The sequence below is a fragment of the Mycobacterium sp. NGS50 genome, assembly GCF_059812545.1.
This window is the reverse complement of record NZ_JCALCW010000001.1, coordinates 16,565-28,747: the sequence shown is the minus strand read 5'-3', so window position 1 is coordinate 28,747 and position 12,183 is coordinate 16,565. Positions and strand designations below refer to the sequence as shown.

General features: G+C 65.1%; 12 protein-coding genes. 8 read left to right on the top strand and 4 right to left on the bottom strand.

Annotated elements, in window-relative coordinates; translation table 11 throughout:
- Positions 1-345 precede the first annotated feature (345 nt).
- Together AC5Y36_RS00135 and AC5Y36_RS00130 are read left to right on the top strand one after the other, a co-directional pair.
- Entirely contained in the window at positions 346-615 is a 270-nt protein-coding gene (locus AC5Y36_RS00135) for a helix-turn-helix domain-containing protein (RefSeq protein WP_500038843.1), read from the top strand.
- Positions 608-1,897 (top strand): type II toxin-antitoxin system HipA family toxin, encoded by a 1,290-nt coding sequence (locus AC5Y36_RS00130; RefSeq protein WP_500038842.1) that lies wholly within the window; start codon positions 608-610, stop codon positions 1,895-1,897. Before AC5Y36_RS00135 ends, AC5Y36_RS00130 begins: the two co-directional genes overlap by 8 nt.
- A gap of 251 nt (positions 1,898-2,148) precedes the next feature.
- Here AC5Y36_RS00130 and AC5Y36_RS00125 read toward each other — a convergent pair whose 3' ends face one another.
- A complete protein-coding gene (locus AC5Y36_RS00125) occupies positions 2,149-2,868 on the bottom strand; it encodes a TetR/AcrR family transcriptional regulator (RefSeq protein WP_500039107.1) in 720 nt (239 codons plus the stop codon).
- Between the two features lie 147 nt (positions 2,869-3,015).
- Here AC5Y36_RS00125 and AC5Y36_RS00120 point away from each other — a divergent pair, with 147 nt between their 5' ends.
- The 3 genes from AC5Y36_RS00120 to AC5Y36_RS00110 all read left to right on the top strand — a co-directional run bounded on the left by AC5Y36_RS00120 (position 3,016) and on the right by AC5Y36_RS00110 (position 6,760).
- Positions 3,016-4,323, top strand: a complete 1,308-nt coding sequence (locus tag AC5Y36_RS00120) for a cytochrome P450 (RefSeq protein WP_500039106.1) — start codon at positions 3,016-3,018, stop codon at positions 4,321-4,323.
- A gap of 235 nt (positions 4,324-4,558) precedes the next feature.
- Positions 4,559-4,939 (top strand): VOC family protein, encoded by a 381-nt coding sequence (locus AC5Y36_RS00115; RefSeq protein WP_500038841.1) that lies wholly within the window; start codon positions 4,559-4,561, stop codon positions 4,937-4,939.
- Between the two features lie 459 nt (positions 4,940-5,398).
- Positions 5,399-6,760, top strand: a complete 1,362-nt coding sequence (locus tag AC5Y36_RS00110; protein ID WP_500038840.1) for a hypothetical protein — start codon at positions 5,399-5,401, stop codon at positions 6,758-6,760.
- Between the two features lie 142 nt (positions 6,761-6,902).
- On the opposite strand, the gene AC5Y36_RS00105 is transcribed toward AC5Y36_RS00110, so the two are convergent.
- The 3 genes from AC5Y36_RS00105 to AC5Y36_RS00095 all read right to left on the bottom strand — a co-directional run bounded on the left by AC5Y36_RS00105 (position 6,903) and on the right by AC5Y36_RS00095 (position 10,097).
- A complete protein-coding gene (locus tag AC5Y36_RS00105; RefSeq protein WP_500038839.1) occupies positions 6,903-8,201 on the bottom strand; it encodes an Abi-alpha family protein in 1,299 nt (432 codons plus the stop codon).
- Between the two features lie 99 nt (positions 8,202-8,300).
- Complete coding sequence (locus AC5Y36_RS00100; RefSeq protein ID WP_500038838.1) at positions 8,301-8,537, bottom strand: hypothetical protein; 237 nt, start codon at positions 8,535-8,537, stop codon at positions 8,301-8,303.
- Between the two features lie 345 nt (positions 8,538-8,882).
- Entirely contained in the window at positions 8,883-10,097 is a 1,215-nt protein-coding gene (locus AC5Y36_RS00095; RefSeq protein ID WP_500038837.1) for an amidohydrolase family protein, read from the bottom strand.
- A gap of 82 nt (positions 10,098-10,179) precedes the next feature.
- Here AC5Y36_RS00095 and cynR point away from each other — a divergent pair, with 82 nt between their 5' ends.
- From cynR to AC5Y36_RS00080, 3 genes are all read left to right on the top strand, one after another.
- Positions 10,180-11,067 (top strand): transcriptional regulator CynR, encoded by an 888-nt coding sequence (cynR, locus tag AC5Y36_RS00090; RefSeq protein WP_500038836.1) that lies wholly within the window; start codon positions 10,180-10,182, stop codon positions 11,065-11,067.
- A 69-nt stretch (positions 11,068-11,136) separates the two neighbouring features.
- The gene (cynS, locus tag AC5Y36_RS00085; RefSeq protein WP_500038835.1) at positions 11,137-11,607 is read left to right on the top strand and encodes a cyanase; all 471 of its coding nucleotides are present in this window, start codon (positions 11,137-11,139) and stop codon (positions 11,605-11,607) included.
- 22 nt (positions 11,608-11,629) lie between these two features.
- Positions 11,630-12,130, top strand: a complete 501-nt coding sequence (locus AC5Y36_RS00080) for a nucleoside deaminase (RefSeq protein WP_500038834.1) — start codon at positions 11,630-11,632, stop codon at positions 12,128-12,130.
- The last annotated feature ends 53 nt before the right edge of the window (positions 12,131-12,183 follow it).

Genomic DNA, 12,183 nt, shown 5'->3' with positions numbered 1-12,183 from the left:
TGAAAACTCTAGTGGATGCCTGCGGGCGCTCGCTGTTCGGTCGGGCGGGGTGTTCGGTCGGGTGTCGCGATGTTGCTGGTGATACGTGTGCGCCTGCCGTGCCCTGTGGGGCCCATAGGGCCGGCCGGAGGGCAGACGGATCCGGTTGGGGTGTTCGGGCGGCTCTGGGTTGGTGTTGTCATTGGTGGATGTATGCGGCGATGGCGTTGCGGCCCAAGGCGAATCCGATCACCACGCCGTGCCGCCTGATGGCCGGTGCGCGGCGAAGAATGTCATCGAGCAAAGGCACTCAATAAATGTCATCGTCCGATGACGTTGTCGATGTGTTCGCGTACGATGACATTTGTGTACGAGATCAGCGAACCCCGCCGGCTAGGCCGCGCGCTGCGCGAGGAACGCCGCCGACAGGGCCTCACCCAGACTGGGCTTGCCGGTCGAGCGCAGGTGTCGCGCGGTTGGTTGATCAGACTGGAGGCCGGCCACGGAACCGCGGAAATGGACACCGTCTTCCGTGTTATCACGGCGCTGGGTCTGACGATGACACTTGCCCCCAGCCAGGACACGCCCGAGGACCGCGCGGCCCAGTCCGTATTCGAGTCGATCTTCGATGACTGACCAGCTAGCCGTGCTGCTGCGAGGCCAGATCGTCGGCGACTGGTTTCGAAACCGTCTGGGCCAGTACGCCTTTGCCTACCGAGAAAACTACCGCAGCACCGGCCGGGTCCCATTGAGTCCGGCACTGCCGATCAGCGACACCCGGTTCGGGCACCAGGCAGTCGCGGCCTACGTCGAAGGCCTCCTGCCCGAAAACCCCGCCGTACGTGCGGTCTGGGCGTCCGAATTGAAGACCAGCGAGACCGCGTTCGACCTGCTCGCCGCGATGGGCAGGGACTGCGTCGGCGCCGTCCAATTTGCCCACGAACACGCACTGGACGAACTCGCCCAGCGAGCAGGCGACTACCGGCCGGTCAGCGACACCGAGATCGGCGAACGAGTTGCCACCCTACGCGCCAGGGGGGCGTCCTGGACACTGCCCGACGAGCACTGGAGCCTGCCGGGCGCGCAGGAGAAATTCACCCTGGCGCGCCTGGGCGACCGGTGGCATGAGGCGCGCGGGGCAGCCGCGTCGACCCACATCGTCAAACCTGGCGTTACCCGGCTCATGCATCAGGCCGTGCTGGAATACGCGACGATGCAGGTCGCCGCACGGCTCGGGCTGATTGTCGCGGCGACCGAGCTGGCCGACTTCGCAGGCGAAACCGCGATCGTCATCACCCGATTCGATCGCTACCACGATCCGACTTCCGCGGTGCACCGCCTCCACCAGGTCGACTTCTGTCAGGCCATGGGGCGCATGCCGGCAAACAAGTACGAAGAACGCAACGGGCCACGCACCGCTGAGCTGGCGGCGATGTTGCGGCGCGAATCGGCACGCGCGGAACAGGACGTTCGCCGCTTCTCTGACGCCGTGCTGTTCAACTACGTCGTCGGTGCACCCGACGCGCATGCGAAAAACTTCGCGCTGCTGTATCCACCTAGGGGTAGACCCCGCATGGCGCCGCTTTACGACCTGTCTTCGGCGCTGGCCTACCAACCGCGTGCGGGCGGCTACGACCTGTCCGCGGTGGCCATGTCGATTGGCGGGCGACGCAAGTTCGGCCAGGTTCTCAAGAGGAACTTCGAACGTCACGCTGACGAGATGAAGCTCGACCGCACCGAGCGACTAGCCCGTGCCGCCGACATGGCGGCCGCCGCGCCAGAGGTGTTCCGTTCCGTACTCGCGGGCATCGACAGTCCCGCCGCTGTCGATGTGGCCGAGCGGCTCCTTCCGCGCCTGGAGCACCATACTCAGGACATCGTCCGCCGCGTCGCCACAGCGACGGATAACCATCGCTAAGCGCTGGCCCGGGGTTTGGGCGTCTTCCGGAATCGAGGTGCGTCTCGTTTTGTCGGGTAATCGCGATGGCGTAGCTCGCGCCAAAATGGATCAGGGTAATGCGTGTCTGAGCAGCCGCGCTCGGGCGCGTTCCGAAATCGGTGTAGTCGCGTTCCGGGTACGCGAGCAGCATCAGGGCTGATCAGCAGCGTCGGGATTTTAGACACGTCCCCGGGGGCGGTAGGTGTTGAAAACCCGTGGGACAATTCATGCTAGTCGGTGAGCGGTGATTCGGCGGCACTGGGGCCATCGCGCGAACCTGGGTCGCTTTCTGGGCCGGTTCCGTTTCGTGGGCGGTTCCAACCCGTTATCAACGGGAGGATGAAGTCGAATACGTAGGCGCGCACCGCGGCTTGTGTCGCCATGTCGATGGTGGAGTGCGGGGTCAGCATAAACGACAGCACTAGGCGGGTTTGCAGTTCGCCAGCGGTGCGCAAGTTGCGCTGTTGGGCTTCTGTTGGCGTGGAACCGGGGAAAAGCTCGGCCGCCAGTAGCGCCGCCGACGACTCGCTCGCCCAGTCGATGATGGGACCGGCATCCACGGTGAGGCTGCGCAGCAAGGTCTCGGGTTCGGTCGACATCAATTTGTTGAGCAACGCGTTGTTGCGCAAGAACCCCACGGTGAAGACCACGCCGTTGATCAGCCGCTCTTCAAAGGTGTTGCCATGTGAACGGGCCGCTGTGTTGCCATCCAGATAGCGCTGAACCTCGCTCAGTACGACGGCGTCGACGACGGCGTCTTTGGTCGGAAAGCGCCGATAAAGGGTGGCTTTTCCGACGCCACACCGGCGGGCGATGTCTTCGATGGTGGTGCGGCGGATGCCGACGAGTTCGAACTCTTCCTGCGCGGTGCGCAGGATGCGTTGGGTGATCTCGTCGGCCTCGCTGAGCAGGGCCAGAGCCGCCGGATCCGGTGCGGTTATTTGCCGCATGAGCTCTGCTGTGCGGTTCACGAGGACGCACACCTCCTTGTCCGATCGACCGAGTCGCCGTACAGTACAACCAGAACGACGAAACGATTTTCGTTCAATCGTATCGCATCGATCCGATGCGGTACCGCAGACGACGAGGTGGCGACAATGCGCACTGCTATCTGGATTCAGTGGGCGATACTGCAAGGCGTCCCGCGGGCGGTGCTGTCGCTACAAGCCCGACGCGCAGATCCGCTGGCCCGCCTACTCGTCGGGCCGCAGCGTGGCGGTGATCCCCGCGCGCTGATCGAGCAGATCCGCGCTCGCGGCCGGGTGCACCGCACCCCATTCGTAACGGCGACCGCAGACCACGAGCTATGCCGAGCCATCCTCCGGGACAACAGGTTCAAAGTCACCAAACCTGCCAACATGGGGCTGCCTAAGCCCATCACCTGGCTGATCGGCCGCACCGATCCGCAACTGCCCAACCCGGCCGCCCCGCCCTCGATGCTTCAGGTCGATCCGCCCGAGCACAGCCGCTACCGTCAGCCTGTTGCCCACGCGTTCACCCCACGCGCGATCGACAGATTGCGCGCCCGAATCATCGAAGTCACCAACGAGCTACTGGATCGGCTGGCATCCAGCCGAAACCCCGACCTCGTCGCCGACTTCGCCGGTCCATTACCTGCAGAAATCATCGCCGAAGTCCTCGGTGTGCCAGAAGAGGTGCGCTCGCAATTGCTGGACCGCGGCGAAAAGGGTGCGCCACTACTGGATGTCGGTGTGCCCTGGAAGATATTTCGACGTGCCATGGACGCCCTGCAGGAAGGTGACACGGAATTCGGCCATCATATCGATCGGCTGCAGCGCGAACCCGGTGACGACATCTTGAGCCACATCGTCCGCGACGGAAACCTCACGCGCCGCGAACTCACCGCGACTGCGGTCTTGTTGGCCGGTGCGGGTTTTGAGACCACAGTCAACCTGATCGGCAACGCCGTTGTGCTGCTGGTCCAGCATCCAGATCAATTGGCGATGCTGCGCGGCAACCCCGAACTATGGCCGGGTGCAGTCGAGGAAGTCCTGCGCTTGGACAGTCCAGTGCAGATGACGTCTCGTACCGCCGGCTGCGACCTTGAGTTCGCCGGCCAGCACTTCGGCGCACATGAAACGGTCGCACTCCTACTGGGCGGCGCAAACCGTGACCCCGAGGTCTTCCCGCACCCCGAACGATTCGACATCACCCGCGCCAACGCGAAAGACCACCTGGCCTTCAGCAGCGGCGTCCACGCCTGTCTCGGTGCCAGCCTGGCCCGGATGGAGGCGGCCATCGCATTGCAGGCACTGTTCGACCGATTCCCGGACCTACAACTCGCCAGCACCCCAACATCTCGAGGATTGGCAAACCTGAATGGCTTCCGACACATCCCTGTGCGTATTGCCCCAACATCGGTCGGCCATGGGAACCCACGCTGACCCGAAATGCAATCGACACGACGGGATCACGTCGGACTGGCTGTTTAGTGTTCGGGCCGCGGGATCGGTGGAGGTCATGCACCGAGGACGTCGCTCCCGACTGGCCAGCACTATCCCTCTCGGTTCCGCCGAGCTTCCGGCAGTCGTGCGAGCTCTAGGAGCGCGCGACCGCAACGCCTTGCGCGGTGCTTGGTGGCGTCAACGACGGGGTAGCGCGGTCAATCCCAAATGAGACGTGATCGAATCAGGCATGCAAATTCATTGGAGTGGTGTGACGGTCGATTGTGTTGACCCCGTCCGGCTCTCCGCATTCTGGGGCGCCTTGCTCAATCGCGAGGCGGAGCCTGGTCTGCCAGGGTGGATGCAGTTGGTGTCGCGGCATGACCATCAGCCGCGGATCAACTTCCAGCCGGTCGCCGAGCGTAAACGCGGCAAAGTGCGCATCCACATGGATATCACCGTCGGCGACATCGACGGGGCGATCCGCCGGGTTATAGGACTCGGGGGGAGGGAGACTGGAGAGCGTCACGAATACCGGGAAGGCACGGTTGTCGTGCTCAAGGATCCAGAAGACAACGAGTTCTGCATCGTGCAGTACCGAACGCCGGTCGTCTGAGCCTGTACATGTCAGACGAACTGCACCGGTACAATTTCGTTGGAGTGGAGATTCAAGATCACAGCATTCATGTCATTTCAAAGTCACCGACATCTCACGATCAAACGACGCGGATATCCACTCGAACGCATGGTTGCCGCGTTCCGGAATCGGTTTGGCCGCGTTCCGGGGCCATGAACCCCACCGGAGCCGATCAGCTTCGCCGGGGTTTTCAACACCTCTCCGGGGGCGGGGGACGCCGTGAGTTTAGCCGGCGCGATGAATGCCGCTGCGGGGCCTGCACCTCGGGTTGATCGGTCGCGACCGCCGGTTGAGCGCCGGGACTCGCCCCGTTTTGTCCTGCCAAGACACACGTTCGCCTCAACGTGATCCTGCGAGAACGTCGCGGCAACCGCTCGAGGTTCGTAACGTTCTCAACGACCGCACCGAACCCTGTCCGCCCGGCCGCTCGGAGACATCGTGATAGAGGTAGCCACCGCATCATCGTTGATCGACTGGGAAGAGCTGACCGGCCAATCCCAGTTCGTCATCGACATCGTCAGCATCCCGATCTTCAGTGCGATCGCCGGCCTGATCACCAACTGGACCGGGGTGCTGATGTTGTTCGCCCCGGTCCATTTCACCGGCTTCCATGTTCGCGGCCTCAAGTCCATCTTCGCGTTCCTGCCGCGCAAGGTTCAGATCCTGCCGATCTTCGCCCCGGACGGCGTGCTGGGATTCCAGGGCTTCATTCCCTGTCGCGCGGAGAAGATGGCCAGCTTGATCGTGGACAAGTCGATCTCGCGGATCGGCAGCATCGCGGACTTCTATCAGGAGCTCGAACCCGACGTCCTGGCCGAACAGTTGGCCGACGCGGCGCGACCAAGTGTGCGTCGGCTGGCCACCGATGTGCTGGAGAACCAGCATTCCGTGCTGTGGCAGCTGCTGCCCTTCCCGGCCCGAAGTCTGGTGCTGGCCACCATTGAAGAGCGGCTTCCGGCGATATCGCGGCGGGCCTTCGCCAGGATTGGCGAGCACATCGACGACCTGCTCAACGTCAAGCTGATGACGGTCAATTTCCTGCGCCGCAACCCGGGAATTCTGTGTGACATCTTCAAGGGGTTCGGCGGCCCGGAACTGAAATTCATGGTCCGCATCGGCGCCCTGGGGTTTCTGTTCGGGTTTCCGTTGGCGCTCTATTTGACGTTCGTGCGGGAATACCATCCGGTGGTTCTGAGCGCGATCCCGTCGTGGCTCACGGTGTTGGGCGGCGCCGCACTGATCGGCGTGATCGTCAACATCCTTGCCATCAAGGTGGTTTTCGAACCCGGTACGCCGCAGCCGCGGTACCGGTATCTGTGGAAGCAGGGGCTGCTGCCCAAACGTCAGCACGAGGCGGCCGCGCAATTCGCCAGGATGCTGTCCACTGAGGTGCTGACCGTCACCAACTTCGCGCGGGAACTGCTGTTCGGCACCAGCGCCGACAAGACCGCCTCCTATATCGAGGAAGTGGTCGCCGAAGAGGTCTCCGACATCCTGACGCCGCTGGCTGCCACGGTCGCCCAGTCGCTGGGCCTGGTCAACCTGGACTCCCTGCAGCAGGGCGCCACCCAGCAGTTCGTCAATTTCGCTCCGGAAGTCTTCTTCTCCAAGGAGTTCAACGACGACAAGGCGGCCAAGATCGAGGCCTTTGCGACCACCAAATTCCGCGAACTGCCGCCGGCCGAGTTCGGCGAAATGCTTTACACGGCCATCGAACAGGATGCCTGGTTGCTCTACGTGCACGGCGGACTGCTCGGCGTGGTGGTCGGCGCAATCCACCTGCTGCTGTTCGGGTGGTGAGGCGCCGGCTTGACCTGCTGCACACGGCTGTACCGCTGAGATCGACGTGATTATTGCGCAATACCGGTGGTTTTCGGGGTCCAGTGTCAATCTGAGCGTCGATCTCAGCGGCTCACCCGGGTAGCCGGCTTACGCCGAGCGTTCAAGCGGACTGCTTGCGCCGGTCCTCGGTGCCCTTGCCGCGGATCTTGTCTTGCCGGCCGCTGTCGTTCCAGCCGCCCGCGCTGTATCCCTCGGTGTCGATGCAGACATCGACAAACTGTCGACCAAACGCGGTCAGCTCCACACTGCGGTAGATCGTGGTCGACTTGGGCACACTTTCGATGACGTGCAGGGCGGTCGGCTGCACCTCCAGCAGCGCATAGCGGCGGTAGTCGGCCACCGGCTCGCGGGACAGCTCGATCAGTCCCAGCCGGTTGAGGTTGGCGAAGTAGTGCTGGTCGCGGTCGGGCCAATGGCATCCGGCCATCGGGGCCACCATGCTGACACTCCCCAACAGCAGTTCCGAGCCGATCTGAAACAGCGTCTTGGTCCGCACGTCAATCATGGGCTGCGTTCCGGCGACCCCCAAGAAACGCAGGATGCGTGCCTCATCCGGCAGCAGCTCGTCGAGTATGCGGGAGAAGGACGGATGCAGGTCGCGTCGCTGGCATTCGGGCTTGTAGGAGATCCGGATGAGGGCCTTGCCGCGCTTGCGCAGGGCCGCAGCGTCTTCACCGGTACCGGTGCCCATCACCGTGCCGACAACCTTGTTGACGACGTCATTGATGCCGACCAGCGGTGCGGTCGCTTGGCGTAACCCTTCGCCGGCCTGGTTGACGACCGGTTTGGCGACGTTGCTGACCACCTGGCCCAGCAGGTCGGTCACGGCATTGGTGGGCGGTGCCGAGGCGGGTGCGGGTTCGCTCGCACCCGTTGCCGGTGTGGTGGAGCGGGTCCCGGTGGCGGAGCCGATCTGGTTCAGCAGGTCGGTCAGCAGATTGGTGGGAGGCCGCACCGATGACGCGGGGCTGTCGGCGACCGTGGTCGGCAGGTTGGCGCGGGCACCGGTCGCGGTACCGAGCACCTGGCCCAGCAGGTCGGTCAGCGGGTTGAGAGGTTGCAGCACAGGGTTATCGGCCACCGCGGTCGCTGGGTTGAGGCGAGCGCCGGTGGCGGTGCCGAGCACCTGGCCCAGCAGGTCGGTGAGGGGGTTGGTGGGCGGCAGCACCGATGATGCGGGGCTGTCGGCAGCGGGGGTGGATGAGGCGCGCTGAGCCGCATTCTCCGATTTCTGGAGCTGGTCGATCGCCTGCCGCAAGCTGTCGGTGGTGCTGCGCGCATGGTCGATAACGCTCGCCATCTCCGTCGCGGCATTCGACAACGTCGTGAGTAATTCCGGCGCATCACCCTCGCGCGGCGGTTTCGCTTTTCCGCGGTCTCCGGGATGTTTGCGGCTCATTTCACCCTCGATTGTGCGCTAGATGGTTAGCAAAGCACGCGGCCCCACCGCGGCGCAATCGCCGCGTGTGGGGCCGGATGCCCTGGCATCAAGACCGTGCTATTTCGCGGCCTTCTTCGCCTTCTTGGCTTCCTCGACCTTGGCGAGCTTCTCGATCTGCTCGTTCAGCGCCTTCCCCCGAGCGCGGAGTGCTTCGATGCTCGAGTCCTTGGTGTCCTTGGTGATGTCGGTCAGGTCCGTCTCGAGGTTCTCGGCATTCTCCAGCAGCTCGTCAACGAACTCCTTGGTGCTGTCGAGGACCTTCGAAACCAGGTTGAAAACACTCGGGGTTGCCATTTTGTTGCTCCTTGTCGTAGATGATTCGGCTGTTGCCGCTTTTCGCTTTGTGCGACGTGTAGAACGCTACGGAATTCACCTCATCAATTGCTTGTCTCCGGCCGCCAAGAACCCGCCGGTGCTTCGTCGGCAGCAGACGATTGGCGCCGGCGCGAGTCAGGCGGGCCGATCGATTCCCGCGAAGTCGGTATAGAACGCCATTCGTTCGCGCACCCGCCGCCGTGCCCTCGGATGGCTCCGGTCGCACCAAAATGCCGTATGCGCGCTGATCTCACTGTTCCTGGAATGGACCGACGGCAATCTCGGCGACGACCCGTCGATCACGTCACCGGTGTGCTGCGCGGGTCATCGCTGTCCCGGGCCCTGCCCTGAGGGCCCGGCGACGACATGCCCGCCGTGCAGCACCCAGCGCCGCGCGGGATGGCCGGCGACCGCCTCGGGTACCCCCGTCGCGGGCACGACGACCAGGTCGGCGCGGCAGCCGGGGCGCAGACCGTAATCGGGGAGGCCGAGTGCGGCCGCGGCGGAGTCGGTGATCAGCGAGGCGAGGTGGCAGAGCTCGTCGTCTGCCATGGCCCCGACCTGCAAGCCGATGATGGTGGCCCGCTCCAGCATGTCGCCGGTGCCGTAGGGCCACCAGGCGTCTTGGATGTTGTCCGAGCCGGCGAACATCCGGACCCCGAGGTCGTGCAGCCGTAGCACCGGCGGTGTGGTGCCGACCGGCCCGTTGGTCATGATCGCGACACCAGCGGCGGCGAGTGCGGTTGCGGTGCGGACGAGTTCGTCGTCGTCGACCTGACCGAGTGCGTAGGCGTGGCTGACGGTGACCTTGCCGCCCAGACCCAATGCGCGGGTGCGCTCGGCGATGGCGCGCAGCTGGCCGGTGCCCAGCGTGCCGGGGTCATGCAGGTGGATGTCGATGCCCGCGCCGTGCCGGTCGGCCAGGCCGAACACCACATCCAGCTGGCCGTCGACGTCGCCGTCGAAGCCGGCCGGGTCCAGCCCGCCGATCAGGTCCGCGCCGTCGGCGAGCGCGGCGTCGAGCAGCTCGGCGACCCCCGGTGCGGTGACGACACCGCTTTGCGGGAAGGCGACCAGTTGGATCGAGATCCGATCACGCAGGGCCGCACGGACTTCCAACAGGGCATGCAGTCCGGTGAGCCCGGCCTCGAGATCGATGTCGACGTGCGAGCGAATGTGGCCGGTGCCCAGCGCGACCATCCGGTTGGCCAACGCCGTCGCCCGCTCGGCAACCGGAACCTCGATCTGCGCGCGCAGCGCCTTCTCGTTGGCGATGCGCTCGCGCAGTGTTCCCGCGACCCGGTGCGGCTGCCACGACGCGCCCATGAAGGTCTTGTCCAGATGGCAGTGACCATCGACGAAGGCAGGCAGCACCAACGCGCCACCGCAGGCGATGGCGTTGCCGCCCGGTGTGGCGGCTACGTTGTGCGGATCGATCGTGGTGATGCGCCCGTCGTGCAGCGTCAGGTCGACCCGGCGGCCATCGGGGAGCAGGGCGTCGACCAGGCGGTCCGGGCGGGATCCTTCCGTCAGAGTCATGCGACCAGCCTGCCGGACAGGCGGCGATAGTGTCCAAGACGCAATACCCATCACATCGATTGATGATGCCTATAGTCAGACGATGGAGCTGCGGCACATTCGATATCTGCTCGCGGTGGCCGACCACGGCAACTTCACCCGCGCGGCCGAGGCGCTGCACATTTCCCAGCCCACCCTGTCGCAGCAGATCAAGCAGCTCGAACGCACGCTGGCAGTGGTGCTGCTGGACCGCTCGGGTCGTACCGTCCGGCTGACCGACGCCGGCGAGGCGTACGCCCAGCATGCGCGGCTGGCGTTGCGGGATCTCGACGCCGGCGAACGCGCGGTGCACGACGTGCAGGACCTCTCGCGCGGACATCTGCGGGTGGCGATGACGCCGACGTTCACCGCCTATCTGATCGGGCCGCTGGTGCATCGCTTCCACACGGCGCACCCCGGCATCACGCTGACCGTCCGGGAGGACACCCAGGACCGCATCGAGGCCGACCTATTGGCCGACCGGCTCGACCTCGGCATCGCCTTCGCGGGCCCGCACGCGACGGGGATAGACCACGCGCCGCTGTTCGTCGAGACGCTGAGCCTGGTGGTCGGCTCCGGGCACCCGTTTGCGGACAGATCCGCGCCGCTGCCGGTGGCCCGGCTGGCCCGCGAGCCGCTGGGCTTGCTCAGCGCCGACTTCGCCACCCGGCTGCACATCGACGCCTACTTCAGCGACCGCGGCGTAGCGCCGCACACCGCAGTCGAGGCCAATTCGATCAGCGCGCTACTGGCCTCCGTGCGGGGTGGGGCGCTGGCCACCGTGCTTCCGGATGCAATCACCCGCGAGCATCCCGAGCTGCATCCGGTGCCGCTGGTCCCCCCGCTGCCCACCCGCACCGTGGAGCTGCTGCTGCGCGCTACGGCGTACCACCCGGCCGCCGCCCGAGAATTCGCGGCGATGGTGCACGCCACCGCCCAGACCATGTATTGATAGCGCCAATCGCTGCCATCGAATTCAGGTATTGGACACTATAGCTGCAGGCCATGCAGGCTGGTATCCATGATGCACGCACAGTTCGACCCGGCCGCCCGTCAGGCACTGGCCGCCGCGGCCGTCGACGCAAAAATCGCCAAGAACCTCAGCTGGCAGCAGATCGCCGACGCCGCGGGCTATTCGACGGCCTTCGTCACCGCCGCCGTGCTGGGCCAGCACCACCTTCCCGAGGCGGCCGCCACCGCGGTGGCCGGGCTGCTGGGCCTGGGCGAAGACGCGGCGTCGCTGCTGGCGACCATCCCGATGCGCGGCTCGATCCCCGCAGGGGTCCCGACAGACCCGACGATCTATCGCTTCTACGAGATGCTGCAGGTGTACGGTACGACCCTCAAAGCGCTGGTCCACGAACAATTCGGCGACGGCATCATCAGCGCCATCAATTTCAAACTTGATGTGCGTAAGGTGCCCGACCCCGACGGTGGCGAACGCGCGGTGATCACCCTCGACGGCAAGTACCTGCCCACCAGACCCTTCTGATCGTCAATTTTGAGGAGCTGCAATGGACTTCGCGCAACACACCATTGATCTCGCGCGCCGCAACGTCGAGCACGGCGGGCGCCCGTTCGCCACCGTTATCGTCAAGGACGGCGCTATCCTGGCCGAGAGCCCGAACCTGGTCGCCCAGACCAACGATCCGACTGCGCACGCAGAGATCCTCGCCATCCGCGCGGCGTGCACCACGTTGGGTACTGAGCACCTGACCGGGACCAGCATCTACGTGCTGGCCTCGCCGTGCCCGATGTGCCTGGGTGCGCTGTACTACTGCTCGCCCGACGAGGTCATCTTCCTGACCACCCGCGAGGCCTACGAACCGTACTACGTCGACGACCGGAAGTACTTCGAGCTCAACACCTTCTACGACGAATTCGCCAAGCCCTGGGATCAGCGTCGGCTACCCATGCGGCACGACGCCCGCAACGACGCGATCGACGTCTACCGGCGATGGCAGGACCGCAACGGCGGTGATCGCCGCGTCGCCGGGGCGCCCACCGGCAGCTGAAAAGCCCGGGCGCCCAGAAGGGCGCAGCCGATCGCAGCCGTCCTCACCACGCC